The sequence below is a fragment of the Mesorhizobium sp. WSM4310 genome, assembly GCF_007003935.1.
GTDB lineage: Bacteria > Pseudomonadota > Alphaproteobacteria > Rhizobiales > Rhizobiaceae > Mesorhizobium.
In genome coordinates this window covers 1-23,692 of sequence record NZ_VFTA01000045.1, presented here as the reverse complement: position 1 = coordinate 23,692, position 23,692 = coordinate 1, and the positions used below count along the sequence as shown (strand labels likewise).

Sequence of the window (23,692 nt, the reverse complement as noted above, 5' to 3'; positions counted from 1 at the left end):
CCGGGTGATGCTTGTCCAGCCTCATCCCAAATTCAGATTTACGAAATACTTCGTGAAATCAGGGCGCTGCGTCAGGATCTTACCATCAGCGTCGCGCAAGATGCCCGCTTTGAAGAGATAGTCGCCGATGGCGTCCATCTTGGCCGGATCCATCGTGCCGATGGCGCCGTTCTTCGCGCGCAGATAATGCCCGTCGATCAGCGCCTTCAGCGACGCCTCGATCAACGCCGGATTGGTCAAGGCATCCTTGTTGGCGGCGATCAGCAGCGCTGCGGCTTCGGCTGGATGATCGACGGTGAACTGATAGCCGCGCCGCGTTGCCTGAATAAAAGCCGACGCCAGTGCCGGGTTTGCTTCGAGATAGGCTTCGCTCGAGGAGATCAGCGTCGTATGCTCGTCGGGCACGCCGTAGTCGGCATAGACGAAGCTGCGCTGCTTGATACCTTTGAGTTCGGCCTCGACGCCCTCCCAGGTCGAGACCTCGAGCGTGAAGTCGACAGAGCCATTGGCCAGCGCTTCATAGGCGGAAGTGCCGAGCGTCACCGTTTCGAAATTGCCCTTGCCGCCGTCATGGCGGATGATGGTCGAGATCAGTGCGTTTTCCCAGGCGCTGCCGAAACCGCCATAGGTCAGGCCGTCAAGGTCCTTCGGACTTTTGATCTCGCTGCGCGCCGCATTGAAGACCACGCGGCCGGTTTCCGACTGCACCACGGCGTAGACGGCCTTCAGGTCGGCCCCGGCGGTCTTCTGGGTGAACAGGCTGATGGTGCCGTTGATGCCGAAATCGGCAACGCGGTTGGCGACGAGCGTGCCGGCGCCGGTATCACCATAGGGCAAAATGTCGACCTCGAGGCCGGCCTCGCGGTAAAATCCCTTGTCGCGGGCGACGAACAGCCCGATGTGGTTGGTGTTGACAGTCCAGTCCAGCGCGACGGTGATTTTTTGCGTCGCGGCGAAGACACGGCTCGCTCCGGCGATCAGCGGAAGACCGCTGGCAAGGGTGAGCAGCAAAGCCTGCCGGCGTGTCAGATCAGTCATGGTCATGTCCTTTGGATGGTTGGGGGTTGAGCAAGATGTCGAGGATCTCGGCCTCGAGTGCGCCGGCCTGTTGCGCGGCGGCGCCGGTCGGATCGCGCGGACGCGGCAAGGGCACCGTGATCTCGCGCAACACACGGGCCGGGCGCGCCGACAGCACATAGATGCGGTCGGACAGGAACACCGCCTCGCGCACATCGTGGGTGATCAGCAGCGCCGTCCAGCGATGATGCCGCCACATCTGCTCGAGCCAGCGCTGCATGGCCGCGCGGGTCAGTGCGTCGAGCGCGCCAAACGGCTCGTCGAGCAAAAGCATGTCGCGCTCCTGCACCACGGTGCGCAAAAGCGCCGCGCGCTGGCGCATGCCGCCGGAAAGCTGTGCCGGAAAATGCCGCTCGAAGCCGGCGAGCCCGAACTCGGCAAGCAGCGGCGCGACCCGCGCCCGCGCCGCCTGGCGTCCGACGCCTTGCACTTCCAGCCCGAGTGTCGTGTTGTCGAGGATGCGCCGCCACGGCATCAGGGCGTCGCGCTGCGGCATGAATGCGAAATGCCGGCCATGGTCGTCGAGCGGCATGTCGTCGAACAACATCTCGCCTTCGCCATGCTCGGCACCCGTCAGAAGCTGGAACAGCGTCGACTTGCCGGCACCCGAAGGCCCAAGGATCGAGACGAATTCGCCGGCACCGACGCTGAGCGAAATGTCGGCGAGCACGTCGAGGCCGCCAAACGCCTTGCGCACATGCCGCAATTCGAGCCGGCTCATCGCCCCGGCCCCTTCCCTGCCGGCTGGCGGTCGATCCGTTCCCAGGGCATGGCGAGGCGCTGCAAGAGCGCCGTCAGCCCAAACAGGATCAGCGTGAGTGCGGCACTGACGCCGACCGCGGCCAGCACCAGATCGGGGCGGAAATTGTTCTTGGCGTTGAGCATGTAGATGCCTAGTCCCTTGGCCGCACCGGCATATTCGGCGAAGATGGCGCCGACCACGGCATAGGTGATGGATATCCGCAGGCCGGCGAAGAAATACGGCAGTGCCGAAGGCAGCCGCGCCAGAACGAAAACACGCCAGCACCCTGCCCCCATGGCGCGCAGCATCTGACCGATCTCCACCTCGGTCGCCTCGTAGCCCTGCACCAGAGCCACCAGCATCGGGAAGAAGGTGACCAGTGCCACCAGCATGATCTTCGGCGTCAAACCGAAGCCGAACCACAACACCACTAGCGGCGCGATGGCCACCAGCGGCAAGGTCTGGCTGACGATGAAGACAGGAAACAGCGCCCGCCGCAGCGGCTGGAAGAAGTCGACCAGCATAGACAGCGCGAAAGCGGCGCCGAGCGAGCAGGCAAAGCCCATCAGCGTGGCGCGGATGGTGGGAATGGCGTTGTCGATCAGCGCCTCGCGATTGAGCATTGCCTGTTCGAAGACGCGCGACGGCGCCGGCAGGATCGTCGGTTTGATGCCGGAATAATTTGCGTAGAGTTCCCAGGCCACGAGCAGCAACCCGACCGACATCACGGCCGGTGCTGCCTTGGCGAAGAGACCCGCGAGCTGCCGCGGGCGGCTTGACGACGATGAGACCAAGAGAGGATAACCTTGACGGCCGCGCGACGAAGGCGCGTTCTGTTCAGACAGCGGTGGGGCTGTTGGCGGAAACCGTGACGTCAAGGGTTACGTGGCCGGCGCCCGGCCCGAAGCGGCAGAAGGCTTCATTCAGCGCCGAAAAGATCGCGCCGGTATCGCCGCGCAGTTTGGTGCAGAAGTTCTTGGAGCGATCGTAGACGCCGGACTGTTTCAGGAAATCGATGCAGCCATAGATCTCATCCATGTGGTCGCCGGTGCCCATCACATAGAGCGAGAATTGCGCCGCCGCCGGCTGGCCGGTGGCAGCAGCATTGCGCACGACAGTGATGGCGGCTTCCTTGCGCGGCCCGAGCGGCCCGACAGGCCCGCCAAACGCGTCGGAGCGGCAGATCGGATCGTCCGGCTCGCCGGGACAGCCGCGCGAAATGGCGGCCGACAGCACGCAATGCTTGCCGCTCCGCGCCGCCGCCACGAACAGGTCGCGCAGCGCCGGGAACAACACTTCGGGTGGCCCGACCAGCAAGGTCGAGATGTCGTCGGTCTCGATACGGAGCCTGTCCCGGTAGGGGTCGAGCGCGCCGAGCGCGCCCAAGATGACACCGACGAAATCGTCGGCCATGGGATAAAGGGAAATCTGTGCGCCTGAAAACATCGCCCGCCTCGCTCCGCTGGTATTACCCAGATCAGCTTCTAGGGTCTGTGGGCTTGCCGCCCCCGTCTCAGCCCCGACCGTACGGAGCACCCCTGTGGATGAGCGCGTTAAAGCACCATTCCAACGGAAGGGGAAGCCGTTTTTTCAGCGCACCGGGCCAAAAGCGTTGCACCAGCAACACCGCAAACGCCATGGATGGGTCCGGCGGCAGCGGCCGGTCAGTGACTGTAGACCCGAGCACGCCGGCTTCGCCCGATACGGTCGATCCGGCAATTACCAACAGCACGACCATCGCGCCGGGCGACATGAACTCCGATGCGGATCGCAATTGCCCGACCAATCCGCAAGGCGCGCAGTCCGATGCCAACGGCAACGCGACGGCCCCACCGTGAACGACAACAACTGCGGCAAGTAAGTGATTGCCCAAACTGAAAAAGCCGCCGGACATCCGGCGGCTTTTCGATATCATTCCCAACGATGCTTTTTGCCCAATCGTTAGGATGCGGCCTTCTCGCGAACCGGCAGCTTCCAGCCCGGCCTGACGAAGTGGCAGGTGTAGCCGTTTGGATATTTCTCCAGATAGTCCTGATGCTCGGGCTCGGCATCCCAGAAGGCACTGGCCGGCGCGACTTCCGTGACGACCTTGCCTGGCCACAGGCCGGAGGCATCGACATCGGCAATGGTATCTTCGGCGACGAGCTTCTGCTCGTCGCTCGTATAGTAGATCGCCGAACGGTAGCTCAACCCGACATCATTGCCCTGGCGGTTGCGCGTCGTCGGGTCGTGGATCTGGAAAAAGCGCTCCAGCAGCGTGCGATAGCTGATCACTGCCGGATCGAAATTGATCTCGATGGCTTCGGCATGGGTGCCGTGGTTGCGATAGGTGGCGTTGGCCACATCGCCGCCACTATAGCCGACGCGCGTGGAGATGACGCCGGGATAGCGCCGTATCAGATCCTGCATGCCCCAGAAACAGCCACCGGCAAGCACTGCGCGTTCGGTCGAAGTCGCCATGTCACGTCTCCTCAAAAAGCAATTCCAGCTCATGCGAGCGTTTCCCGCCCGGAATTGCGCAGACAAAATTGGATTTCCCAATAGATGGGCATTGTCGTCCGCTTCGTCCAGTCGCGTGGAAACAACGCGGCCATGAACGAACGATATCACGACGCGATCGGGGATCGAACCGTTTCAGTTGGGCAGATGCCGGGTCGGGCTGTCGACGGCAAGCTGCGGATAGAGCGTGCCCGGCGGAATGGCAGCAAAGCTGATTGCCAAAGGCGGCGCCGTGCGCGACCAATTGAAAAGAACGGTCTTGACCGGGAGGTTGCCCAGCCATGTCCGCAACTGCGGCGGCACGCCATGTCCTCGCCAAACCATCAGCATGCCGTGGTCGCGCAAGCGCTGCCTGGTGATCCAGGGCGCCAACCGGGTGTCAAGATCGGTGAAGATCGACGGCTTGTCATAGGCATTGAGGCCAGCCAGCAAGGCCACCTGGGTATCGCCGCCGACAATGTCGAGCCGGCCGGGCGCCGCCGCGTGCCAGACCGCCTCGGCCTCGTCCGCGATCGGCTCCGCCGGCCAGCAGACGGCATCCAAGCGCCCCCGCACATTGCAGCCCGTCCAGCGCAGCGCAGCATAGGCGCCCGACACGGTGACGATGCAGAGGAACGCGCAGATCGCCAGCCTTCGCATCTCGATGGCGCCGAGCCGGTGGCCGAGGAAGGCCAGCACCGTGACACCGACAAGATTGTACATCGGCGCGCCCCAGGACTCGCCGGCGCCAATGAACAACGAGGCCACCATGATCAGGGTCCCCGGGCCGAGCCCCATCCACACGAGATAGACCAGAATGCTGCGCTCGACGGGCACTTCGGGGGCGGGCGAGCGCCGCAGCAGGCCTGATATCGCCAGCACCAGAAGAAGGCCGGAGAGTCCGGCCATCTGGACACCTATGTAATAAAGGCGCGCCCGGTGTTCGGCCACCCATTGGTCGCGGGCGGCGAAATAGGTCAGCGGCAGGAAATCGATGCGGTAGAGCGCGATGGCCAGCGGTGTGGCAACGGCGAGAAAAACGGCAAGGCCAAGCCATGGCCAGGGCGTCGCCAGCCGGCTGCGCGCGCGTGCGTCGCGCAACAGCCAGAGCGCGCCGAAGGCAAGCAGCAGGCCGGTAGAGAACTTGGCATAGAGCCCGACGCCCGACACCAGTCCAAGCGCCAGCCACCAGCCCGGCCCGCCGCCACGGCCGGCGCGCCAGAGCAGCCAGCAGATGGCCGCCCAGAACGGCATCTGCGCGTAGTCATGATTGAATTGCGGGGTCGGCCAGCCGAAGAAATAGAGCGACGGCATCAAAAGCACGGCGGCCAGCGCACGGCTTTGCCCGAGCATGTCGCGGGCCAGCAGGTAGACCAGGACGAAGGTCGACGAGATCGTCAGCTGGGCAACCAGATATTGCGGCCAGCGGAACGATCCGGTCAGAAGATGGCTGGTTTCGAGCAGCCAGCCTGGAAGCTGTGGGTGCTTGTAGGTCAACAGCACCCATTCGCGGCCCCACATGAAACCTTCCACCACGTCGCCGGGCGGGGCGGGATCGATCAGTGCCGGCACCGCCGTCCAGCACAGGATCTGCACCAGGCACAAAAGCGCCAGCAAATACCAGGGATGGCGGAGCAGGCCGGGCCATACCGATGACGAGTCGAGGCCGGCGGAAGTCAGCCCCGCCGGCGCCCAACCATCCATGGAGTCGTTTATTCCCACCATGCGGCGCTTAAATCACATCGTCCGGTTTGCCGAACAGTCCCCATAATCAAAGCTTACAAAAAAGTATACTTGCAAGCCATTGCAAAACCAAGATTGGGCAGGAATTTCGGCGCTCCGCTGCCCTCCCCCGGCAGAACAGCCGCCCATTTGGTCCTGTCTGAACATCCCTGATATCGATGCGTCACCACCATGCCGTCATCCACCATCGCGCGCTCGACTTCTGGCTGGCACGTGCGGCTGTCCTCGTCATCATCTGTTTGCAGCTCCTGGTGATCAACGATCTTTCGTTCGGCCCGCGCTGGCTGGCGCCGGCGCTGGAGGCCGCCTTGCTCGTGCCCCTGTCCGTCGCCACCGCCTGGACACAGGTCGCCAGCCAGAAAGCGCTCGAGGAGGAGCACTGGTATCTGGTCGGCCGGTTTCGCGTCATCATCCGCAGGACGGCGCTGGTGATGACCGGCGTCGTCAGCGTCATGAATTGTGGTTCGCTGGTGTTCCTGGTGCGCGCCCTGCTGGCGGGCCATGCCGGCTCCAGCGGCCAGACGCTGCTGATCGACGCGCTCAACATCTGGGTCACCAACGTCATCGTCTTTGCCTTGTGGTTCTGGAGCACGGACCGCGGCGGGCCGCCGACATGCGGCCTCGTCAATCGCGCCCATTCCGACTTCCTGTTCCCGCAAATGACCTTGAACGACCGCGAGATCCGCGACTGGCTGCCGGGCTTCGTCGATTATTTCTTCCTCGCCTTCACCAATGCGACGGCATTTTCGCCGACCGACACCTTGCCGCTGTCGCAGCGCGCCAAGCTTTTGATGATGGCCGAATCGATGATATCGCTGCTGACGATCGCACTGGTCGCCGCCCGCGCAGTCAACATCCTCGCCTAGGCCCAGAAACGCGAAAATAGCCCGCCCGGCGAACCGGAGCGGGCTATCGGATGGTTTGCGCCCAAAGCTGGAGCGCGAGGTCGACGATCTCACCCTCAATCCGCGCCGAGATCGCGTTCGAAAACCACCTGGTCGCGCAGCGGAATGCCGTTCACAAGCAAGCCTTCGGGGTAACCGGTCGATGGCCCGAAGGCATCCTGCACGATGCGAGACATTCGAAAGCCCTGTCTTTGGTAAAATCGCAAATTGCCGATATCGGCCGCCGCGGTCGACACGATCAGGCGCCGGCCGTAACGCTCGCGGCAGCGGGTGACCGCCGCCGCGACAAGGGCACGCCCCAGCCCCTCGCTCTGTCTTGCCGGACGGACCGCCAGGCTCTTGAGCTCGAAGACACCGCCCTCGCCTGTCTCGATGAGCTGCACGTGGCCGATGATCCTGTTGCCCTCTCGCGCGACCAGCACCTCGCCCTCATCGATATAGCTGGAAACCTGCGTGGGGGAATCGTCGGCAAGGGCAAACAGCGGCAGCAATATTTCGCGGTCCCCATCATATCGTTCAATCTGCATCCGTAACCCCGGGCTGGATCAACGCCGCCGCGAGTTCGGCAACCTTTCATCGGGATATAGCAGTGGCCGGGCGGGCGCCACAAACGCAAAAAGCCCGCCTCGGCGCGGGCCGAGGCGGGCATTGGCTCGATCGAGCCGTCAGGCGCGAATTCTCGGACGCACGGCAAGCCTTCGTAGGCAGGAATGAACGTGAAGATACTGGCCGTCGATCGCGCCCCGCCGCGTGCAATCCGTCACCCAAACCAGCCAAACGTAAGGCTAACCACCAAGACCGCGATGAGGATTGAGAGCGGCACCGCCATGAACAGCCCAGCCTCTAATAATCGGGTTTCCTTGTCACTGAACATTAGGCCCTGCCTCAACAAGCTTCGCTCAGATAGAAGCTGCGAAGCCTGTTTCCGTTCCGAATACCGGCGACATGCGATCCACGAGCGATTTGGCTCAACATGGTTGCCTGGAGATCGAAATCAGTTCGGTTTCCTCAATGATGCCGGCCATGTATTTTGCAATGATACGGGAGGCCAGCGCATCATTCGATTGGTGCCCCATTCCGGCCCAACAAAGGCGGTTTCGGGAGCGATTTCAGCGGAGGCTAATTGAATCGCGGTTTTTCAAGGAGCGAGCAGCTGTCGAAAAACCCGCCGGCCGCAGCCAGCGCGCCTCGCCCTTCCTTCGTTCGCACGTTTCGCTGATATGAGCAGGGGTGCAAATATCTTCACCAGTCGGCGCTGCCATCTCAAGGCCCTGCCGGTCAGGCCCAGTGGCCTTCCGCTGCCAGTCCCCACTAGCAACCAAGCCGCTGGGCCGCAGGCATGATTTGCGCCACATATGCGGCATGAAGGCGCTGAACAGAAGGTGTTGCTCGATGCTCCGGACAGACAATGGCGCGGCACTGAGGCTTTCAGATTTCGCCGATCCCAACGATGCAGTAATTGCCGCAATCGAGCTCTATGGGCCGGAAGCGCAGACCGCAGCGGCCTACTGCGCCATGGAAGCACACTTCGCCGGGCGACTGGCCGATTTCCGCCTCTGGTGCGAGGTCTTTCGCGTCTTCAAAACCAGATTCCATTGAGAGGCACATATATCGGGCTGCGCAGCCATCAGCGCGTTCTCGCAGTGCAGCCTGCCGCATGAAGCAACCATCGGAAATGCGAAAGCCCGCTTCGGCGGCCTTTCAGTCTTCCGTCGCCGACTTGAACTTCTGCACGATCACCTCGAACAGAATATCCGAAAAGGCGTCCAGATGGTTGATGGCGGCATCGAAATCCCTGGGCAGCACCGACAGCACGATCTTCAGATACTGGTCGGGCTTGCCGGCCCGCACCTCGGCGATGACGGCGGCGCCATGCGCGCGGAAATCGGCGCGCACGGCGGCGAGAAAATCGTCGCCCAGCGTCTTCTTCGTCCGCGTCGCGCGAGGCTTGCGTGCCAACGCAGGCTTGGCGACGGGCTTGCGCCTTGCCGGCTTTGTCATGCGGCGCGCCGGCCCGGCGGCGGCTTCGTCAGCCATCGACTTGATCCATGGTGCTGGCTGCGTTTGCGGAAGCAGCCAAGCCGGTCTTCGGCACCGATCTGGCCGGGTTCCTGGTGCGGGATTTCCTTTTCGCCACCTTGGCCCTCTTCGCGCGCTTCGGCTTTGCGGTCGCGGCAGGTTTTGGCGCACTGGCGCGTTTCGCCACGCTGGCCTGCGCCCTGAGCCGCGCCAGGACGAGACCCATGGCGTGGCCGCCGATGCCTGCTTGGGGAAAACCAAAGCCGCAGCCAGCATCCCACACCATGCCGATCAGCACGCCCGATGCCACCGGCTCGACCCGCCCCAACCGCACCTGCGGCGGCGCGCCCTCGAACGCGCCGATGGCGCTGACGATCTCGCGGCCGTCATCGTCGGTGATGATCGTGGCGTAGCGTTGGGTCATTGGATTTCCCGCTGAGGTCGCGCCCTACGGCCGCCAGCATACAAGTTGGCGGCCGGCTGATCGGCTGACAAGGCGCCAGAAACACAAAACCCGCCTCGGCGGCGGGTCGTTGGCGCAAATCAGCACCATGGACAAATATGTAGCATGGCTGCCCTCACCCGGTCAAGGAAAAAATTCCTAGATCATGGAGCCTCTCAAGCCTCCTTCTCGATCAAGCTCTGCGCCGTCGCCGAACCCCGAACCGGATAGCCGGCTTTTCATCAGCCGGCAGCTGTGGGACCATCAGAAGAAGCTCATGGAATGATTCGCGTCGTACGGCCTTGCAGGAGAGGGCGATGGACAGACCAGCCATGGCATCCGTCTTCAGGATGCGGCATGCTCCAGCCACGGTTTCCGGTGTGCGCAGCACCGGTCAGGGCCAGGCTGATCCGATCATCCGCGTGAATTCGCTTGGCGACGCGATCCGCTTCGTCGCCAACGCCTACCCCAATTACGACATCAGCGCTGTCGCCATCACCTGCGGCGATCCGTCGATCCCGCGCCTCGGCAGCATGGAGGTCAAGGCGGTGTGGCGCGAATATGGCGAGCGCCTGACGCAGGAATAGGCCGGCAGCACGAGCCGGCGCCTGCCCGGCATCCCGGTTGAAACCGGCTCCGCGCCTGGCTTCGGATCGGAAACGCCGCTGGAGCGTTTCCCCTTTGGTCAATGGAGGGAACCCCATGAACGTCGCCAATCTGCAACTCGAAGGCCTGCTGATGGCCGTCGCCTCGATCAACCACGTCCTGGTTCGCAAGGGGGTGCTGACATCGGAGGAGATCGACATCGCGCTGCGCAAGGCCGAGGCCAGCGAAACCGGCGAGGAGCGATCCAATGGCATGTCGGCGTCGAGCCGCGACGCCGTCAACTTCCCGATCCGGCTGCTGGAGCTCGCCAACCAGTGCCAGCCGGAGGCCGACATGCCGTCCTTCTCGAAACTGGCCCGCATGGTCGGCCAGATGAAGGAGCCCTATAACGATCAGCTGTGAGGCCCGGGCAGTTCACCGTTTCACGCAAACGGCGAACTCCTCCGATCTTGTAGCTCGTCTCAAGCCTTGCCCGGCCAGCCAAGGTTCAGCGCCAGCGTCCGTCCCGGCCCGTGGACGGCGGCGAAGAGCAGGCCGGCGGCGAACGGGAAATGCGACATGAAGGCGCCGAACTCGGCCTGGTTCGAGGCCCAGTGCGACGGGCCGTGGAAGGCAAAGCCGAGGAAGGTGACATAGACTGCCGCGACCAGCGCCGCCGGGGTCAGGAGGGCGCCGGTCAGGAAGGCTATCACCAGCAGCGTCTCGAGGATCGCGGCGCACCACGCCAGAAACAGCGGAAACGGGAAGCCGGCGGCGGCGATGTAGCCGGCGGTGGCGCCCATGTCCATGAACTTGAAGACCACCCCCATCAGGAACATGGCGGCGAAGACCAGGCGGGCGATGAGAAGGGCCGCGGTCTGCCACGGCGATTGAGTGATGTCCGGCATTTTGTCTCTCCAGGGTTGCAATGGATATCGACCCAAGGACGAGCGACGCCGTGCAGTTCCGACACCGGCCTGAATTTTTGTCCGCAAGCGCGGCCGCGACGGACGCCGTCGCCGGTCTGGCGCTGACGGACGGGCGCCGTCGCCGGGCCGGGAACCTTGCCGCGACCTGCCCCGAAAGCTACCCTCGCAAAGGGGGCGTGATCAGTTTGTGAGGAGAGCCAGCAATGGCGACGGTCCGGTATCTCGTCAGCGATGTCGAGTTGGCGATAGAATTTTACACCAGCCATCTGGGGTTCGCGCTGCGGCAGCAGTTCGGCCCGGCGATGGCCATCCTGAAGCGCGACGACCTGACGTTCTGGCTCGCCGGCCCGATGGCGTCGGCGGCGAGACCGATGCCGGATGGCCGCACGCCGCAGCCCGGCGGCTGGAACCGCATCGTCATCGAGGTGCAGGACCTGCCGGCGCTCGCCGCCCAGATGCGCGATGCCGGCGTGCCGTTCCGCAACGAGATCGTCGATGGCCCCGGCGGTCGCCAGATCCTTTGCGAGGACCCGTCCGGCAACGTGGTCGAACTTTTTGAACCAAGAGCATGATCCCTTCCGAAGCCCGTTCGGGATCATCATTGGTTTCTTCGTTGCCTCGCTTGGACCTCAGTTCGCCACCGGCGCCGGCGTGCTGAGTTCGAGGAACGGCACCGTCGAGCCGGGGATCATCGACTTCGGCAACTGCCCGTCCCATTTTTCGGCCTTGGTCAGTTCGACCAGCAGCGGATTGTTGGCGAGCGCTGCGGCGCGCGCCTTGATCGCTTCGGCCGTCGCCTCGCCTTCGATCTTGGTCTTGTAGGCGCTGGCTTCGGCTTCCGCCTTGACGCTGTCGGCACGGCCCTTGGCCTGGGTGACCGCGATGTCGGCCTTGATCTTTTCCTGCTGCAGGTTCTGTTCCTGCTTCTGCACTTCCACCTGCGCCGTCATCCGCGCCTCGACCGCCTGCTCATAGGCGTCGGAAAAGTCGATGTTCTCGACCTGGACGCTGTCGATCATCACTGGGCCGTCGGTCACCGACGAGATGGCGTCGGCGACATCCTTGTTGAACTTGGCGCGGTTCTGGATCACCGACACGGCGTCGTACTGGCCAAACACCGTCTTGATCTCCTGCGGCGCCTTGCGGGCGATGACCCGGTCGGCCAGCGCCTCGATCGACCCGTAATTGGTGTAGACGTTCGAGACCTCGGCCGCCGGCACGTGGAAATTGACGGTGACGCGCATGTCGGCCGGCTGCTGGTCACGTGAATAGGCCTGCATGGCCGGCAGATTGCCGCAATCGCTCTGGTTCTCGCAGCCCCATTTCAACACCTGCTGGCGCAGGCTGATCTTCTCGACCCTCTGCAACCAGGGCAGTTTGAAATGCAGGCCCGGATCGACGACCGAACTCAACGCGCCATTGGTCAACAGCACGCCGCGGTCACCCTGGTCGATCGTGTACCAGGACCCCATGACGGCACCGATCAGCGCCAGCACGATGGCCAGCGCGACGATGCCGCTGCCGATCGAGCGCGAGCCCACGGCCCCGTGCTGGAGGGCACGGTTCGAATTGCCTTGCGTGTCAGTCATTGCCAACCCCCCGTTGTCATTGCCCGGTCCCACGATTGCGCGGAATCATGGAGGCAAGATTGCTCAGATGTGGAGTGCCTCGGCCGTCCGCGCCAGTGAAATCAGATTATTTCGGTTTGCCTGCCGATGGTATGGGGCCGCTGGATGCGATCGCGACCGGCCGCGTCGGCGCTCCTATTTATGGTGCTGCCAGGCGGTTGAACCCAGCCAACGCGTTTGGCACTTGGCGCCAGCTTTCACCAACAAATAGCGATCCCGAAACTTGTCCGTAACCCGCGACGTGATATTGTTAGCTTGGGCTAATGTACAGGCATGTCCGGTGCAACCATTTTGGGGGGTGAGTTTTGGGCGCGAGCGTCAGGTTCAGGACGAGGTCCTATCTGGTCCGGTCACCGGTCCTCGAGTGTAATGGCTGTGGCGGCACCGGGCAGGTTTTCCAATGCCCACGCTGGACAAGCTCCAACGGGCTTTGCTGTCCCGCCGGCACGCATCAGCGCGGCTGCCCCGGCGCCAGCGCTGCTTGCGCCGAATGCGGCGAGGCCGATCCCCATGCCGCGGGCCCCGCCCCTGCATCGGCCTGACAGCCTCGATCCGCGTCGGGCAGGCTTCTGTCCGCCATCTGCCTTGGAACCAGCAGCGCCGATCGCTGTTATGTCTGATCGCGGCATCCTATATACTGATGCCCCGCGACCGTGCGGCCGACAGAAAGCGAGGCACGCCATGCCCGACGACAAAACGAAGATCAAGCAGGACCGCAAGCTGGTTTCGAGCGAGGAGACCTACGAGGTCGCCGCCTTCGCGCGCAAATACGGCATCCCGCAGAGCGAAGCCCAGACCATCATCAAGCGCTACGGCCCGTCGCGTAAGAAGCTCGACAACCACATGGCCGCGCGCGGATAGGCGGGGGCGGCCGCGAGCCGCAACCATTTCGCCGGCATTGCGTTGAAGGATGTTGCGGGCCGCATCGGCCGGGTCGGGAGCACCAGCCCGGTCGGCGGTGCGAACGGGATTTTTCCCGGTTTCTGGCCAACGAAATGGCCAGCATCTGTTCCGCCCGGCCCTTGGCGTGCCAGACTGACGAAAGCCAGACCGAGGGAGGGCCGCGATCATGTCCGACACCACACGCAGAACCGGCAGTTGCCTGTGCGGCGGCGTGCATTTCGTCATCATCGGCCAGCCGACACGCGTCGGCCTTTGCCACTGCAAGGACTGCCGCAAGGCCAGCGGCTCGGCCTATTCGGCCTTTGCGATATGGCCGCGCGACGCCTTCGAGACATCGGGCGAAGTCGCCTCCTACGGCACGCGCAGCTTCTGCCCGACCTGCGGCAGCCGCGTCGCCTGGGTCGGCGACGGTGAAGTCGAGGTGATGCTCGGCAGCCTCGACGTCGCGCCGACCGACCTGGAGCCGCAATATGAATTGTGGATCAGCCGCCGCGAGACCTGGCTGCATGCCTTGCCCGGCACCGAACAATTCGAGCATGACCGGCCCTTTGACGGGCCGGCGCCCGAAGACGCCGCTCCGCCGCCACCGAGGCCTTTGTCCGACGCCGTCGCGCAGACTGAAAATTGATCTTCGGGCCTGGAACCCTCCCTTGTCGACGACGTTATCCGGCGCCCCTCACAAGTGCCGTTGTCCACAACCGCGGTCAGTGTCGGGCGACATGCCACGGAGACGTCAGTTGAACGACAAGATTTTTCCCCGACCGATCCGCCTGAAATTCGCCCCCGAGCGTGAACGCATCGTGCGTAGCGCCTGGGAGGGCCTGGAATGCCTGGGCGACTGGCCTGCCGGCCGAGGCCGGCGATATCAGGCGGCGCTGCGCTGCTGTCGCGATGCGCTGGACGGCTGGACACCGCCGGAAAAGGCGATGCGGGCGATGATCGACGCCGCGCGCGAAGCCCGCATCCTCCAATAGTGGAAAAACCAGAGGCGGGAAGAGCAATGGCCGATGTGATGCTGACGACACCGGTGCGGATCAAGCCGCATGGCTCGGACACAATCCGTGAGGTGGCGACCCTTCAGGACGCCAGTGAAGTCCTGATCGACTGGCCGCAAGCCAGCCGCGGTCCCTTCTACCAGGCCGCGCGCGCAAAGGTCGAAGCGGCGCTGGAAAACAAGGACGGCACGGCGCAGGCGCAGGAAGCCTTTACGGCGCTGTGCGATCATGCCGGCGTGCTGGTTCGCTAACCCAGAAATGCAGGCGGTGCCCCTCGCCTGCTTTTCTGTTGCTGCCGATACCTATTTTTGCGGAGCAGATCGCCATCCACGATCGGATGAGAGGTTTCGAACCCAAAATTCTTCGGCGCCTGGCTTTCTACTTGGCCTGCGGCTGAGCCGGCACCTGGCCCGGCTTGATCACCGGTGTCTTGCCCACGTCGGGCGCCGGTGTCGCCATGCCCTGGTCGCCGGTGGCCGGCGGCTTCAGCACCCCGCCGCAATCATTGAGCTTTTCGCTCAGATTGCCGCCACCTGGCTGCTGCTTGCCTTGATCCGGCTCGACCCGGCATTTGTCGGCCTGCGGAGTCGGGTTGTTGGTGCCCTGCTGCTGATCCGTCTGTGCCGCCGCCGGCACGGCCAAGGCCAGCAACAGCGACGCGATGGCCAGAGGTTTTTTCATCTGAGCCTCCTTTTGCTTTGACGGCCGCCCGCGGCGGCAGCCTGCCTCGCAGGGACAACGCCCAACCGCCCGAAAGGTTGGCGAACAAAGGTCGGCGCTCCGACGCGACCGCCCGCAACCAAACCGGGCCTCCGGCCGTTGCCGGCAAGGAGGCACCACCATGTTCGGCAATTTTCAGTCGATAAAAATCGATGCCGGCGATGCCGGCATATTTTTCCGCCGTGCGGGCAACGGTCCGGCGCTGCTGCTCCTGCACGGTTTTCCGCAGACCCATCTGATGTGGCGCGACGTGGCGCCGGCCTTGGCCGAGCGGTTTACCGTCATCTGCGCCGACCTGCGCGGCTATGGCGCCAGCGCGTGCCCGTCGTCCGACAGCGCTCACGCCTCTTATGCCAAACGGACCATGGCCGCCGACATGGCGGCCCTGATGGCCAAACTCGGCTTCGGCAGCTTCATGGTCGCCGGCCATGATCGCGGTGGGCGGGTGGCGTACCGCATGGCCCTCGATCATCCCGGCCGCGTTGAAAAGCTTGCGGTTCTGGACATCGTCGCAACGGCCGACGCATGGGATCGGGCCGACGCCAGGCTGGCACAGGGCTATTGGCCCTGGTCACTGCTGGCGCAGCCCGAGCCCTTGCCGGAGTTGATGCTGCGGGGATCCGCCGAGGCGGTCGTCGACAACGCGCTCGGCGGCTGGGGGTCGTCGCCGTCAACGTTTCCGCCCGAGGTCCGCCAGGCTTACATCGATGCCTTGCGCGATCCCGCCCACATCCACGCCATCTGCGAGGAATACCGCGCGGCATCGACGCTTGACCGCGAGCATGACCATGCCGACAAGGCCGCCGGCCGGCGTATCCGCTGTCCGGTGCTGGCGCTGTGGAGCGGGCAAGGTGCGCTTGCCGACTGGTACGCGGGCGACGGCGGGCCGCTGGCTCTTTGGCGAGGCTGGGCCGATGACGTCCGCGGACGGGCCATGCCCGGCGGTCATTTCTTCCCCGAGGAGGCGCCGCAACAGACCGCTCGGGCATTGGCGGACTTCTTCGGCGAACCGGGTGGCGCCTAGGGGGTCAACCTTGCCGGAGGCGCCAGCACGGTTCTCCGCATCGTGCGATGGGGCAGCAGGCGGATCGGTCCTTTGCGGGCACGCCTCAAAGCAGTGGTCGCGTCCGCCGCGGAAGGAACAGCATGGCTTCGGGACCCTCGTTCCGGGCCACCATTGCGGCGTTTCGTAGGGCTTCCTGCCATCCATGACCAGCAATGCGCGATGCCTGATTTGCGCGGGTGGCCTCGCGCCGCGTCTTGCCCCGCGCAATACGCGGCCCGTCGCGGAACGGGCGGACACATGATGGGTTTTATGGGACAATGCAGCACCCGAACAAAAGAGAAGCCGCCATGCCCGCTCGCCTGCCTGTCCTGTTGATCACCTTGGGCTCCGTGCTCGCCGCGACCAGCCTGGCCGAGGCCCGCCCCGACAGCCGCGGTATGAGCTGCGCCGAGATCCGGGCGATGATCCAGAGCCGTCGCGCCGTGGTGTTGACCACGGGACCGGACACCTATGACCGCTATGTCAGGCAGTTCGGCAATGAATGCGACTGGCCGGAAGTGCCGATGTCGGCCTATATCCCGGCGCGCGACGGGCACTGCCCGGTCTATCGCTGCGAAGAGCCGGTCGACAACTTCCCGAATTGACGCCTCGCCGTCCTGACGGCATAAGCATCGGAGCTTCTCCCGCTTCGTCTAATGGTAGGACAGCGCCCTTTGAAGGCGTGAATCGTGGTTCGAGCCCATGAGCGGGAACCAATCTTGTCAATGGTTTGGTGCGGTCTCGACCGAAATCGTCTGATATCCAGCGATAAACGTGTCCGTATCAGGCGAACGCTGGCCTGCAGGGCGCGAGCATTTGGACACGACCAACTCAAACCTGTTCCGTCATCTTCGGAAACTTGATGTCCTGGATCATGAAGCCGCGGCGCGAGATCGATACGCCTGCAGTTTGTCGACGCTACGGGATTTGCGACACCACCCTAGACCGGTGGCTCGACAACCGCGCAAACGGCTTCCCCAGCCGCATTGGCGCGGCCGGCGCCGGTTCTGGCTGAGTTCGACGCCTATGATGCGTCGATCTAAGGCAACGGTTTGAAAGGCTGACTTTCTTTTTGTTGCATCTTTCGCAGCCAGTGTGTATTTATACACATGAAAAGTGCGGACGTTATCAAGGCCTTGGAGGCCGACGGTTGGTACGAAGTCGCTCGAAAGGGCAGTCATGCACAATTCAAACACAAGAAGAAAGCCGGCAGGGTCACGGTCCCGCACCCCAAAAGGGATATCCCTTTGGGAACTTTGCGGAGCATTGAACGTCAGTCCGGTCTGAAACTGAGGTAGAGAGACATGAAGCAGTATATCGGACTGATCCATAAGGACGCCGACAGCGACTTCGGCGTGTCCTTTCCCGATTTTCCCGGCGTTGTCACGGCCGGCGCCGATCTAGATGACGCTCGCGCTATGGCGGAGGAAGCGCTTGCCTTCCACATCGAAGGGCTTGTGGAAGATGGCGAGGCGATTCCAGAACCTTCCAGCCTGGAAGATGTCATGGCCGACGCCACCAATCGAGACGGCGTTGCAATCTTGGTAGCGGTGAAGACCGAGGCCAAAAAAGCTGTCCGGGTGAACGTCACGCTCCCTGAAGATGTCCTGCGCCGGATTGATGCCTTTGCTGAGGCGCACGGCTATACCCGATCCGGCTTTATCGCGAAGGCAGCTCAAAGGGCCATGGAGCTTGAGGCGGCCTAAAGGATCGCGAGACGCTTTCCCGCAGCGACGCCTCCAGCGCTTCGGCAAGATGGCACGATCTCCGGCGGCGGCGGCAACGCAAGGTGCAGCCGCACCTTGCGGCCCCTGATCGGGGAGCGCAAAATCCGTGTTTGTGGGCGAGCCCCGAGCTGCCTTCCGCGATCACACCATAGGCCAACGCGGCCATGTGGGTCACAGTGCAATCACAAGCGGTCGATTCCTTCGGGACATAGCCACTGCGAAAGCCTGCTGCGGGTCGCTCCCGTGGCGGGCTTTGCCGTGGGGACCAAGGTCCCATGGCCCTCGCGCAAAGGTCTGATGTAACCGCTTTGGTTCCGGTATCGTCCATTGGACGTTCCGTTAATTTATCCAATCGCGATATACATTCCTTCATTTGAATGCTTCAGTTGGATTGGTCGTGCCGCATACATAGCCAGCCGGCAGCCGCCCCAGGCCGGTTAGGCCCGGTGCGCTGCTTACCCCAACCAGAGGTGTACCGGGCCGCCTGAGGGATAAAAGCCCGCGCTCTCGGCCAGAGGCGCGCGGGCCGATCGGAAACCCGATCTTCGGCAGGGAATGCCCCCGCCCTGCCGACAAAACACAAACAATTAGAAACGACTAATGTTCCATCAGCCCGTCGAATGCCGGTTTCCCGTCGCGCTAAAATCGCCATTCAATTAGCGCAAACTTAATTAGCCATCTTGGATTTTAACGAATCGTTGACCGCGCTGTCCTATTTTGGAACAGCGCGGTCAAACCCCAACCGGACCGCGTAGGCGGCTCCGGCAACCCGGCCCCTGTTGCACTGCCGGAGCCGCTACCACACCATACAAAATACCAGCAATGGTTGAATCAACAGTTACCGCGCGTGCTTTCCGGTGCGCCACCGACGCCAAGGCAGTGCCGCGGATCGGGGAACGCGTTCCGCTTTCGATCGGGGGAGCCCGCAGAACCCTCAGGTCTTGCGCCACGTGCATATCCCGAGCGAACATTCGAAGGTGCCGCCACAGCCCAGCCTCACGCGACAGTGATTGGAGCCGGTGAAACTTTGCGCCGACATGCGCGTTTTTCGCCTGCAACCTTGTCGAGGTTCCAATGCAACCTGCGTGGTTCTCCAAGCCCGTGGTCGTTTCGGTCGGTGTGGCCGGCGCCACCCGCCACTTGTCCAATACACAACAGGCGATCGAATTGTTGACGACACATTGGCGCGACGCCGGCAGCCTGAAACATCAGTCCGCGCTACGCGCCTGCCGCCGCGCGACGAGCGGCGACGTGCCTCCCGATATCGCCAGGGAGGCTTTGGTCGAGGCCGCGCGTGAGGCGCATATACTGGTCGAGTAGGCCGCGCCGTATTCACGGATCGCAACCCTCATTCACAATTTCGTGATCGACGGAACCGTCTGAAACCGCAAGCGTTTTTTTACGGACGTCTTTTCGTCAGGCAACATCAGGAGGCGTTTATGCGCATCATGAACCTCGTCACTCTCGCCCTCATCATCCTTGGCGGTCTCAACTGGCTGTCCATGGGGGTGACCGGCTATGACGTAATCGGCACGGTCCTTGGTGGCGCCATGCTGGCCCGCCTGGCCTATCTGATCATAGGCCTTGCAGCCATTTGGCAGCTCATGCCGGGCTTCCAGAGCTTCACCGTTGGGGAAGTCGATGCCGAAAGGCATCTCCCGCATCACCGGTGACCGGCAAGCCGGGGCGGCGGAAAACCTGCCGTCCCGTCCCGGTTGGGCACGACGGCCTTTGGCGGGCAGTTCCAGGCGCATCGCCTGATTGTCGCTGATCTTGAACAGTGCCGCGATGGCAGTGGCAGTCAAAACCCTGCCGTTGCCTGACGGAGAGACGACGCCAATCTCCTCTTACGGGGGATACGGGACGTTCAGATGCCGAAACCCTGCGCTGCGCCGTCGTCGGCTTCGACACCGGCTTGCGGCACGATGATCGATGCCAGAGGCGCACTGAGCCGCCAGCTGAGACGGCCGGGCGAGCGCTCCAGTTGAGCCGAACCGCCCAGCGACTGCGGCGCCACCCGCTGCAGGACAACGGTGCCGAACCCCTTGCGCGCGCTCTCCTCGCGCTCCGGACGGGGCATGGACGTCTCGGTCCAGAGCAGCTGGAAGTCGCGTCCGTCCGATGCACCGACACTCTTGGTGCCCAAGTCACTGGCACCCAATTCCTTGGCACCCAAGTCCTTGGCGCCCAAGTCCTGGGTGCCGGAGCCCTGGGTGCCGGAGCCTTGGTCGCTTGAGCCGATTGTCCAGGTGATCTCGACCTTGCCGTCTTCGCTGCCCAGCGCGCCATATTTGGAGGAATTCGTGCCGAGCTCGTGGAAAGCCATGCCGAGATTCTGCACCGCATTCGACTGCAGCGTCAGGACCGGGCCGGAGAGCAGGATCTGCTCCTCGCGGCCGAAAGGTTTCAGATGTTCCTGGATCAGGTCGAACAGGCTGGCGCCGGCCCACTCCGAGGTGACGAGCAGATCATGCGAACGCGAAAGCGCCATGATGCGGGCGCGGATCAGTTCCTCGAACTCCTGCGGGTCGCTCGAGCGCCTGCTCGTCTCCCTGACCATCGACAGGATGACCGCGAACTGGTTCTTGACGCGATGGTTGACCTCCCGCATCAGCAGCCTGATCCGGCGCTCACTCTCCTTTGCGGAGGAAATGTCGCGGGCGATCTTGGAGGCGCCGACGATCTCGCCATTGGCGTTCCTGATCGGCGAAACCGTCAGCGAGACGGAGATAAGCGCGCCGTCCTTGCGCCTCCGCGTCGTCTCATAACTCGCCACGCGTTGGCCACTGCGAACCCTGCTGATGATCTCAGTCTCCTCGCTCTTGAGGTGATCGGGGATGAGCATGAGGATCGACTGGCCGACGGCTTCCTCGGCGGTGTAGCCGAACATGCGTTCGGCCGCCAGGTTCCAGCTCGTGATGATGCTGGTCAAATCCTTGCTGATGATGGCATCGAAAGAGGAATCGACGATGGCCGCGAGGCGTGCGTCGGCAGTCGCGTCCTGTTTCTGGTTGTTTGTTGCGATGTCCGCCGTCGCCGCCACGATTTCGCTCATCGGCATGAGGTAGTGCGCGAGCGGATCAAGACAATCTCCCCGGCCGCAATTCGCATGCGGCGCGCCACGGATGAAGCCAGCGTCACTCCGACGGCCGATCGCCCGTCTTGCCGTCGCCGTCGGGCAGCACGCCGAACTCCTGCGACTTGACCCCCTGCTCGGCCGTCAGGAACCCGTCCGAGGAAAGGCCGCGCCGCAGCAGCTCCCGCACCGCTGCCGAGCGGCTCGGCATGCGCTTTTCGAAGCGCCAGTTTTCCAGCGCCGCCAATTCGTCCGTGGTGAGCATGATCTGCAGCCGTTCCGGACGTTCCAGTTCAGCCATGTGCGCGCTCCTCGCTCAGGACTAAAAACACGGTGAGTTAGCATCTAGCTCATTCAGCTTATAAGTATGGTAACCCCCATTATGCGTCAAGACCGGCCAGTGAGGCCTCCGCACATCAAACGCATGATGCTCATCGAACGCCTGATACGCATTCCTGTAATTTAACTAACCAACTGATTTTATTTGTATATTTTCAGATTTCACTTGCCAGACCGATACCCCGAGCGCATGCTTCAACCTGAACAGAAAACCGTTCCCTTTGGGAGGTTTCGATGCGCTACGATTACTCCATGCGCTTGCACGATGACGTCAATGCAGCGGTCGAGAGGGCATTCAAGACGGCCGGCATCGTCAACATCACGGTGACGGCCGAGCAGGTCAGGATCATGAATCTGGCCGAGAATGTCGCCCTCGAGGACATTGAATATCTGGTCCTGCGGGCTGCCCAACTGCTTGGCGCGGCAATCGAATTCGACTCCATGAGCAGCGGGTTGGCGCTGTCTGGAAACGTCGAGGGTGAGGAACGGGCGATCAGCCCCCTCGTTCTTTCGCAGCCGGCCTCGATCCAGTGATGTCGCCCTGACGCCGCGCCCGGTCGCGGCGTCGCTTCCAACATCCGGACTGGCTCCGGCCTGGGCCTGCCTGGCGCCCGGCACCCTTGATCACAGTCGGTTGAGACAGCGCTGCACACCTATGGGAATTGGGCGCGTGCTCTATATGGTGCTGCAAACCCCAACCGGAGCAGCGCAGCCATGACCCTCGCGACACGAAAACTCGGCAGCCAGGGATTGAAAGTCTCGGCCATCGGCCTCGGCTGCATGGGCATGAGCCAGTCCTACGGCCCGGCCGACGAGGCCGAGTCCATCGCCACGCTGCATCGCGCGATCGAACTTGGCTGCACCTTCCTGGATACCGCCGAGGTCTATGGCCCGCACACCAACGAGGCACTTCTCGGCCGGGCGCTGAAGGGCAAGCGCGACCAGGTGACGATCGCCACCAAATTCGGCTTCCGCATCGAAAACGGCAAGCAGCTCAGCGGCGTCGACAGCCGGCCCGAGCATATCCGCGAGGTTGTGGAAGCCTCGCTCGTCCGGCTCGCCACCGACCATATCGACCTGCTCTACCAGCACCGCGTCGACCCTGACGTGCCGATGGAGGATGTCGCCGGCGCGGTCGGCAAGCTTGTGGCCGAGGGCAAGGTGCGCTTTTTCGGCCTGTCGGAGGCAGGTAGCGCCAACATCCGCCGGGCGCATGCCGTCTATCCCGTCTCGGCGCTGCAGAGTGAATATTCGCTGTGGGAACGCAATCTGGAGCCGGAGATCACCCCGCTGCTCAAGGAACTCGGCATCGGCCTGGTTCCGTTCTCGCCGCTCGGCCGCGGCTTCCTCACCGGCGATGTCAAGCGCGCCGAGGATTATCCGGAAGGCGACTATCGCCGCAACGACCCGCGCTACCAGGGCGAAAATTACGACGCCAATGTCGATGCGGCCGGCACGGTGCGCGACATCGCGGCGGCCCGGGGCGTCAAGCCAGGACAGATCGCGCTGGCCTGGCTGCTCGGCAAAGGCGGCGATTTCGCTGTCGATATCGTGCCGATCCCCGGCACCAAGCGCAGAAAATACCTGGAGGAGAACATCGCCGCCGCCTCGCTGAAACTCGACGCCGCCGAAATGGCCGCACTGGACGAGGCGCTGGCGCCGGGAAAAATCGCTGGCCCGCGCTATGGCGAGCGCGGCATGGCGATGGTCGATCGGTAGCTCCAGCGCGTTCATCGCAAGCGGCATTGAATACGGGAAGCGGATGCTTTTCTCCTCGGCAGTCTGCCGCTGAAGTCCATTGGTGATGGCTCAAAGCCTCCCAGCCCGACGATGGCAGCTGCCCGCGAACCACGAGGAATGGCCGGACAGACATTCTGCTGTCGCAAACCGTCGGTCGAAGATCGGAGCGGCAGGGCCCGCCACGGGGAAGCGGCGGGCCCGGATGGGATTGGATCACTGAAGTCGGGCTCCCGCCGCAACGCCCTCGGATGTGGGTTGTTCCTTCAAATTTCCGCCCTGTCGCTTTTGCCAATTCGCCTGGAACGAAATTTTTTCGTCGAGGTTTATCCCGCGAAGGGACTGATGCTTTCGAGGAGACCTCCCATGAAGCATATGTTGATCACCAGCATGCTCGCGCTCGGCATCGGATGCGGTGCCGCGGTGGCTCAGACACAGCCGGCTGAAACTCAGTCGGGCGGTGACGCCAATTGCGCGGCCGGCGCGGCCAACTGTCAAAATGGCTCGAAGATGAAGATGGGCGAGCAGGCTCAGGGCAAGGCCAAGGCCCAGACGGACCAGCAGGCCCAGGGCAAGCCGAAGCTCAAGACCGACGAGCAGGC

At 63.4% G+C, this 23,692-nt stretch carries 33 protein-coding genes, 1 tRNA gene, 1 pseudogene and 1 riboswitch; of the genes and pseudogenes, 21 read left to right on the top strand and 14 right to left on the bottom strand.

The genetic code is table 11. The features are described from left to right. Positions 1–21 precede the first annotated feature (21 nt). The 4 genes from FJV80_RS30540 to FJV80_RS30525 form a co-directional block, all read right to left on the bottom strand. The gene (locus FJV80_RS30540; protein WP_142878193.1) at positions 22–1,038 is read right to left on the bottom strand and encodes an ABC transporter substrate-binding protein; all 1,017 of its coding nucleotides are present in this window, start codon (positions 1,036–1,038) and stop codon (positions 22–24) included. After that, entirely contained in the window at positions 1,031–1,798 is a 768-nt protein-coding gene (locus FJV80_RS30535; RefSeq protein WP_095773809.1) for an ABC transporter ATP-binding protein, read from the bottom strand. The genes FJV80_RS30540 and FJV80_RS30535 overlap by 8 nt, the downstream gene beginning before the upstream one ends. Further along, entirely contained in the window at positions 1,795–2,613 is an 819-nt protein-coding gene (locus tag FJV80_RS30530) for an ABC transporter permease (protein ID WP_179295864.1), read from the bottom strand. The genes FJV80_RS30535 and FJV80_RS30530 overlap by 4 nt, the downstream gene beginning before the upstream one ends. A gap of 43 nt (positions 2,614–2,656) precedes the next feature. Then, a complete protein-coding gene (locus FJV80_RS30525) occupies positions 2,657–3,265 on the bottom strand; it encodes a YkoF family thiamine/hydroxymethylpyrimidine-binding protein (protein ID WP_095790729.1) in 609 nt (202 codons plus the stop codon). Further along, a riboswitch (TPP riboswitch) is annotated at positions 3,256–3,369 on the bottom strand. It overlaps the preceding gene by 10 nt. Between FJV80_RS30525 and FJV80_RS30520 the strand changes: the two genes are divergently transcribed. Continuing rightward, positions 3,364–3,657 carry a hypothetical protein gene (locus tag FJV80_RS30520; protein WP_245318171.1) on the top strand — a complete coding sequence of 98 codons (294 nt, stop codon included), beginning with the start codon at positions 3,364–3,366 and terminating at the stop codon, positions 3,655–3,657. (Overlaps the previous riboswitch by 6 nt.) A gap of 103 nt (positions 3,658–3,760) precedes the next feature. On the opposite strand, the gene msrA is transcribed toward FJV80_RS30520, so the two are convergent. Then, positions 3,761–4,279 (bottom strand): peptide-methionine (S)-S-oxide reductase MsrA, encoded by a 519-nt coding sequence (gene msrA / locus FJV80_RS30515; RefSeq protein WP_142878192.1) that lies wholly within the window; start codon positions 4,277–4,279, stop codon positions 3,761–3,763. Between the two features lie 174 nt (positions 4,280–4,453). Next, the gene (locus FJV80_RS30510) at positions 4,454–6,001 is read right to left on the bottom strand and encodes a glycosyltransferase family 39 protein (protein WP_142878191.1); all 1,548 of its coding nucleotides are present in this window, start codon (positions 5,999–6,001) and stop codon (positions 4,454–4,456) included. Between the two features lie 197 nt (positions 6,002–6,198). On the opposite strand from FJV80_RS30510, the gene FJV80_RS30505 reads away from it, so the two are divergent. Beyond that, positions 6,199–6,906, top strand: a complete 708-nt coding sequence (locus tag FJV80_RS30505; protein ID WP_095787645.1) for a hypothetical protein — start codon at positions 6,199–6,201, stop codon at positions 6,904–6,906. A 95-nt stretch (positions 6,907–7,001) separates the two neighbouring features. Here the strand turns inward: FJV80_RS30505 and FJV80_RS30500 are convergent, their stop codons facing one another. After that, entirely contained in the window at positions 7,002–7,472 is a 471-nt protein-coding gene (locus tag FJV80_RS30500) for a GNAT family N-acetyltransferase (protein ID WP_095773804.1), read from the bottom strand. 835 nt (positions 7,473–8,307) lie between these two features. Here FJV80_RS30500 and FJV80_RS30495 point away from each other — a divergent pair. Next, complete coding sequence (locus tag FJV80_RS30495) at positions 8,308–8,544, top strand: hypothetical protein (protein WP_095203861.1); 237 nt, start codon at positions 8,308–8,310, stop codon at positions 8,542–8,544. A 102-nt stretch (positions 8,545–8,646) separates the two neighbouring features. Here FJV80_RS30495 and FJV80_RS30490 read toward each other — a convergent pair whose 3' ends face one another. Then, entirely contained in the window at positions 8,647–8,982 is a 336-nt protein-coding gene (locus FJV80_RS30490) for a hypothetical protein (RefSeq protein WP_142878190.1), read from the bottom strand. Further along, a complete protein-coding gene (locus FJV80_RS30485; RefSeq protein ID WP_142878189.1) occupies positions 8,975–9,388 on the bottom strand; it encodes a hypothetical protein in 414 nt (137 codons plus the stop codon). The genes FJV80_RS30490 and FJV80_RS30485 overlap by 8 nt, the downstream gene beginning before the upstream one ends. Positions 9,389–9,723: 335 nt before the next feature. Between FJV80_RS30485 and FJV80_RS30480 the strand changes: the two genes are divergently transcribed. Next, positions 9,724–9,993 carry a hypothetical protein gene (locus FJV80_RS30480; RefSeq protein ID WP_095790724.1) on the top strand — a complete coding sequence of 90 codons (270 nt, stop codon included), beginning with the start codon at positions 9,724–9,726 and terminating at the stop codon, positions 9,991–9,993. A gap of 115 nt (positions 9,994–10,108) precedes the next feature. Next, entirely contained in the window at positions 10,109–10,414 is a 306-nt protein-coding gene (locus FJV80_RS30475) for a hypothetical protein (protein WP_010910423.1), read from the top strand. A 59-nt stretch (positions 10,415–10,473) separates the two neighbouring features. Here FJV80_RS30475 and FJV80_RS30470 read toward each other — a convergent pair whose 3' ends face one another. Then, positions 10,474–10,899, bottom strand: coding sequence for a DoxX family protein (locus FJV80_RS30470; protein ID WP_095773797.1), 426 nt, complete (start codon positions 10,897–10,899; stop codon positions 10,474–10,476). Between the two features lie 224 nt (positions 10,900–11,123). Between FJV80_RS30470 and FJV80_RS30465 the strand changes: the two genes are divergently transcribed. Beyond that, positions 11,124–11,492: a VOC family protein gene (locus FJV80_RS30465; protein WP_185975291.1), complete on the top strand. Its 369-nt coding sequence runs from the start codon at positions 11,124–11,126 to the stop codon at positions 11,490–11,492. 57 nt (positions 11,493–11,549) lie between these two features. On the opposite strand, the gene FJV80_RS30460 is transcribed toward FJV80_RS30465, so the two are convergent. Continuing rightward, on the bottom strand, positions 11,550–12,509 hold the full coding sequence (locus FJV80_RS30460; RefSeq protein WP_095773796.1) for a prohibitin family protein: 960 nt from the start codon (positions 12,507–12,509) through the stop codon (positions 11,550–11,552). 720 nt (positions 12,510–13,229) lie between these two features. On the opposite strand from FJV80_RS30460, the gene FJV80_RS30455 reads away from it, so the two are divergent. The 4 genes from FJV80_RS30455 (at position 13,230) to FJV80_RS30440 (ending at position 14,697) form a co-directional block, all read left to right on the top strand. Continuing rightward, positions 13,230–13,409, top strand: a complete 180-nt coding sequence (locus tag FJV80_RS30455) for a DUF3606 domain-containing protein (RefSeq protein WP_010910426.1) — start codon at positions 13,230–13,232, stop codon at positions 13,407–13,409. Between the two features lie 208 nt (positions 13,410–13,617). Continuing rightward, on the top strand, positions 13,618–14,079 hold the full coding sequence (locus FJV80_RS30450) for a GFA family protein (RefSeq protein ID WP_095773795.1): 462 nt from the start codon (positions 13,618–13,620) through the stop codon (positions 14,077–14,079). A gap of 109 nt (positions 14,080–14,188) precedes the next feature. Continuing rightward, positions 14,189–14,425 carry a DUF982 domain-containing protein gene (locus tag FJV80_RS30445; protein ID WP_095773794.1) on the top strand — a complete coding sequence of 79 codons (237 nt, stop codon included), beginning with the start codon at positions 14,189–14,191 and terminating at the stop codon, positions 14,423–14,425. Positions 14,426–14,451: 26 nt separating this feature from the next. Next, positions 14,452–14,697 carry a DUF982 domain-containing protein gene (locus tag FJV80_RS30440; protein ID WP_095773793.1) on the top strand — a complete coding sequence of 82 codons (246 nt, stop codon included), beginning with the start codon at positions 14,452–14,454 and terminating at the stop codon, positions 14,695–14,697. 127 nt (positions 14,698–14,824) lie between these two features. Here the strand turns inward: FJV80_RS30440 and FJV80_RS30435 are convergent, their stop codons facing one another. Next, positions 14,825–15,127, bottom strand: coding sequence for a hypothetical protein (locus FJV80_RS30435; RefSeq protein ID WP_095773792.1), 303 nt, complete (start codon positions 15,125–15,127; stop codon positions 14,825–14,827). A gap of 160 nt (positions 15,128–15,287) precedes the next feature. Here FJV80_RS30435 and FJV80_RS30430 point away from each other — a divergent pair, with 160 nt between their 5' ends. From FJV80_RS30430 to FJV80_RS30400, 8 genes are all read left to right on the top strand, one after another. Then, positions 15,288–16,190, top strand: a complete 903-nt coding sequence (locus FJV80_RS30430; protein ID WP_142878188.1) for an alpha/beta hydrolase — start codon at positions 15,288–15,290, stop codon at positions 16,188–16,190. 329 nt (positions 16,191–16,519) lie between these two features. Continuing rightward, the gene (locus tag FJV80_RS30425; RefSeq protein WP_095773790.1) at positions 16,520–16,816 is read left to right on the top strand and encodes a hypothetical protein; all 297 of its coding nucleotides are present in this window, start codon (positions 16,520–16,522) and stop codon (positions 16,814–16,816) included. A 37-nt stretch (positions 16,817–16,853) separates the two neighbouring features. Next, positions 16,854–16,927: transfer RNA gene (locus FJV80_RS30420), tRNA-Gln, on the top strand. Positions 16,928–17,073: 146 nt separating this feature from the next. After that, complete coding sequence (locus tag FJV80_RS34750) at positions 17,074–17,226, top strand: hypothetical protein (RefSeq protein WP_185973437.1); 153 nt, start codon at positions 17,074–17,076, stop codon at positions 17,224–17,226. A gap of 94 nt (positions 17,227–17,320) precedes the next feature. Continuing rightward, the gene (locus FJV80_RS30415) at positions 17,321–17,509 is read left to right on the top strand and encodes a type II toxin-antitoxin system HicA family toxin (protein WP_095773789.1); all 189 of its coding nucleotides are present in this window, start codon (positions 17,321–17,323) and stop codon (positions 17,507–17,509) included. Positions 17,510–17,515: 6 nt separating this feature from the next. Beyond that, positions 17,516–17,917 (top strand): type II toxin-antitoxin system HicB family antitoxin, encoded by a 402-nt coding sequence (locus FJV80_RS30410; protein ID WP_142878187.1) that lies wholly within the window; start codon positions 17,516–17,518, stop codon positions 17,915–17,917. 1,095 nt (positions 17,918–19,012) lie between these two features. Beyond that, entirely contained in the window at positions 19,013–19,258 is a 246-nt protein-coding gene (locus FJV80_RS30405) for a DUF982 domain-containing protein (RefSeq protein WP_095773787.1), read from the top strand. A gap of 119 nt (positions 19,259–19,377) precedes the next feature. Next, positions 19,378–19,611, top strand: a complete 234-nt coding sequence (locus tag FJV80_RS30400) for a DUF378 domain-containing protein (RefSeq protein ID WP_019859308.1) — start codon at positions 19,378–19,380, stop codon at positions 19,609–19,611. Positions 19,612–19,805: 194 nt separating this feature from the next. Here FJV80_RS30400 and FJV80_RS30395 read toward each other — a convergent pair whose 3' ends face one another. Further along, positions 19,806–20,999, bottom strand: coding sequence for a PAS domain S-box protein (locus FJV80_RS30395; RefSeq protein WP_185975290.1), 1,194 nt, complete (start codon positions 20,997–20,999; stop codon positions 19,806–19,808). A 76-nt stretch (positions 21,000–21,075) separates the two neighbouring features. Beyond that, positions 21,076–21,315, bottom strand: a complete 240-nt coding sequence (locus FJV80_RS30390; protein WP_095773785.1) for a hypothetical protein — start codon at positions 21,313–21,315, stop codon at positions 21,076–21,078. A gap of 272 nt (positions 21,316–21,587) precedes the next feature. Here FJV80_RS30390 and FJV80_RS30385 point away from each other — a divergent pair, with 272 nt between their 5' ends. From FJV80_RS30385 to FJV80_RS30375, 3 genes and pseudogenes are all read left to right on the top strand, one after another. Then, on the top strand, positions 21,588–21,887 hold the full coding sequence (locus FJV80_RS30385; RefSeq protein WP_095773784.1) for a hypothetical protein: 300 nt from the start codon (positions 21,588–21,590) through the stop codon (positions 21,885–21,887). 180 nt (positions 21,888–22,067) lie between these two features. Continuing rightward, complete coding sequence (locus FJV80_RS30380) at positions 22,068–23,072, top strand: aldo/keto reductase (protein WP_142878186.1); 1,005 nt, start codon at positions 22,068–22,070, stop codon at positions 23,070–23,072. A gap of 384 nt (positions 23,073–23,456) precedes the next feature. Further along, positions 23,457–23,692, top strand: a pseudogene (locus FJV80_RS30375) (hypothetical protein); the annotation flags it as partial.

Bases quoted from the DNA above. Each gene is read 5' to 3' on its own strand.
- FJV80_RS30470 (WP_095773797.1), bottom strand. From the start codon at position 10,899: ATGCCGGACATCACTCAATCGCCGTGGCAGACCGCGGCCCTTCTCATC.
- FJV80_RS30425 (WP_095773790.1), top strand. From the start codon at position 16,520: ATGCCCGCTCGCCTGCCTGTCCTGTTGATCACCTTGGGCTCCGTGCTC.
- FJV80_RS30490 (WP_142878190.1), bottom strand. From the start codon at position 8,982: ATGGCTGACGAAGCCGCCGCCGGGCCGGCGCGCCGCATGACAAAGCCG.
- msrA (WP_142878192.1), bottom strand. From the start codon at position 4,279: ATGGCGACTTCGACCGAACGCGCAGTGCTTGCCGGTGGCTGTTTCTGG.
- FJV80_RS30510 (WP_142878191.1), bottom strand. From the start codon at position 6,001: ATGGATGGTTGGGCGCCGGCGGGGCTGACTTCCGCCGGCCTCGACTCG.
- FJV80_RS30505 (WP_095787645.1), top strand. From the start codon at position 6,199: ATGCGTCACCACCATGCCGTCATCCACCATCGCGCGCTCGACTTCTGG.
- FJV80_RS30495 (WP_095203861.1), top strand. From the start codon at position 8,308: ATGAAGGCGCTGAACAGAAGGTGTTGCTCGATGCTCCGGACAGACAAT.
- FJV80_RS30385 (WP_095773784.1), top strand. From the start codon at position 21,588: ATGCGCTACGATTACTCCATGCGCTTGCACGATGACGTCAATGCAGCG.
- FJV80_RS30455 (WP_010910426.1), top strand. From the start codon at position 13,230: ATGCCCGACGACAAAACGAAGATCAAGCAGGACCGCAAGCTGGTTTCG.
- FJV80_RS30410 (WP_142878187.1), top strand. From the start codon at position 17,516: ATGAAGCAGTATATCGGACTGATCCATAAGGACGCCGACAGCGACTTC.
- FJV80_RS30480 (WP_095790724.1), top strand. From the start codon at position 9,724: ATGGACAGACCAGCCATGGCATCCGTCTTCAGGATGCGGCATGCTCCA.
- FJV80_RS30535 (WP_095773809.1), bottom strand. From the start codon at position 1,798: ATGAGCCGGCTCGAATTGCGGCATGTGCGCAAGGCGTTTGGCGGCCTC.
- FJV80_RS30450 (WP_095773795.1), top strand. From the start codon at position 13,618: ATGTCCGACACCACACGCAGAACCGGCAGTTGCCTGTGCGGCGGCGTG.
- FJV80_RS30395 (WP_185975290.1), bottom strand. From the start codon at position 20,999: ATGCCGATGAGCGAAATCGTGGCGGCGACGGCGGACATCGCAACAAAC.
- FJV80_RS30415 (WP_095773789.1), top strand. From the start codon at position 17,321: ATGAAAAGTGCGGACGTTATCAAGGCCTTGGAGGCCGACGGTTGGTAC.
- FJV80_RS30485 (WP_142878189.1), bottom strand. From the start codon at position 9,388: ATGACCCAACGCTACGCCACGATCATCACCGACGATGACGGCCGCGAG.
- FJV80_RS30430 (WP_142878188.1), top strand. From the start codon at position 15,288: ATGTTCGGCAATTTTCAGTCGATAAAAATCGATGCCGGCGATGCCGGC.
- FJV80_RS30380 (WP_142878186.1), top strand. From the start codon at position 22,068: ATGACCCTCGCGACACGAAAACTCGGCAGCCAGGGATTGAAAGTCTCG.
- FJV80_RS30440 (WP_095773793.1), top strand. From the start codon at position 14,452: ATGGCCGATGTGATGCTGACGACACCGGTGCGGATCAAGCCGCATGGC.
- FJV80_RS30520 (WP_245318171.1), top strand. From the start codon at position 3,364: ATGAGCGCGTTAAAGCACCATTCCAACGGAAGGGGAAGCCGTTTTTTC.
- FJV80_RS30460 (WP_095773796.1), bottom strand. From the start codon at position 12,509: ATGACTGACACGCAAGGCAATTCGAACCGTGCCCTCCAGCACGGGGCC.
- FJV80_RS30435 (WP_095773792.1), bottom strand. From the start codon at position 15,127: ATGAAAAAACCTCTGGCCATCGCGTCGCTGTTGCTGGCCTTGGCCGTG.
- FJV80_RS30390 (WP_095773785.1), bottom strand. From the start codon at position 21,315: ATGGCTGAACTGGAACGTCCGGAACGGCTGCAGATCATGCTCACCACG.
- FJV80_RS30540 (WP_142878193.1), bottom strand. From the start codon at position 1,038: ATGACTGATCTGACACGCCGGCAGGCTTTGCTGCTCACCCTTGCCAGC.
- FJV80_RS30500 (WP_095773804.1), bottom strand. From the start codon at position 7,472: ATGCAGATTGAACGATATGATGGGGACCGCGAAATATTGCTGCCGCTG.
- FJV80_RS30475 (WP_010910423.1), top strand. From the start codon at position 10,109: ATGAACGTCGCCAATCTGCAACTCGAAGGCCTGCTGATGGCCGTCGCC.
- FJV80_RS30525 (WP_095790729.1), bottom strand. From the start codon at position 3,265: ATGTTTTCAGGCGCACAGATTTCCCTTTATCCCATGGCCGACGATTTC.
- FJV80_RS30400 (WP_019859308.1), top strand. From the start codon at position 19,378: ATGCGCATCATGAACCTCGTCACTCTCGCCCTCATCATCCTTGGCGGT.
- FJV80_RS30465 (WP_185975291.1), top strand. From the start codon at position 11,124: ATGGCGACGGTCCGGTATCTCGTCAGCGATGTCGAGTTGGCGATAGAA.
- FJV80_RS34750 (WP_185973437.1), top strand. From the start codon at position 17,074: ATGTCCTGGATCATGAAGCCGCGGCGCGAGATCGATACGCCTGCAGTT.
- FJV80_RS30405 (WP_095773787.1), top strand. From the start codon at position 19,013: ATGCAACCTGCGTGGTTCTCCAAGCCCGTGGTCGTTTCGGTCGGTGTG.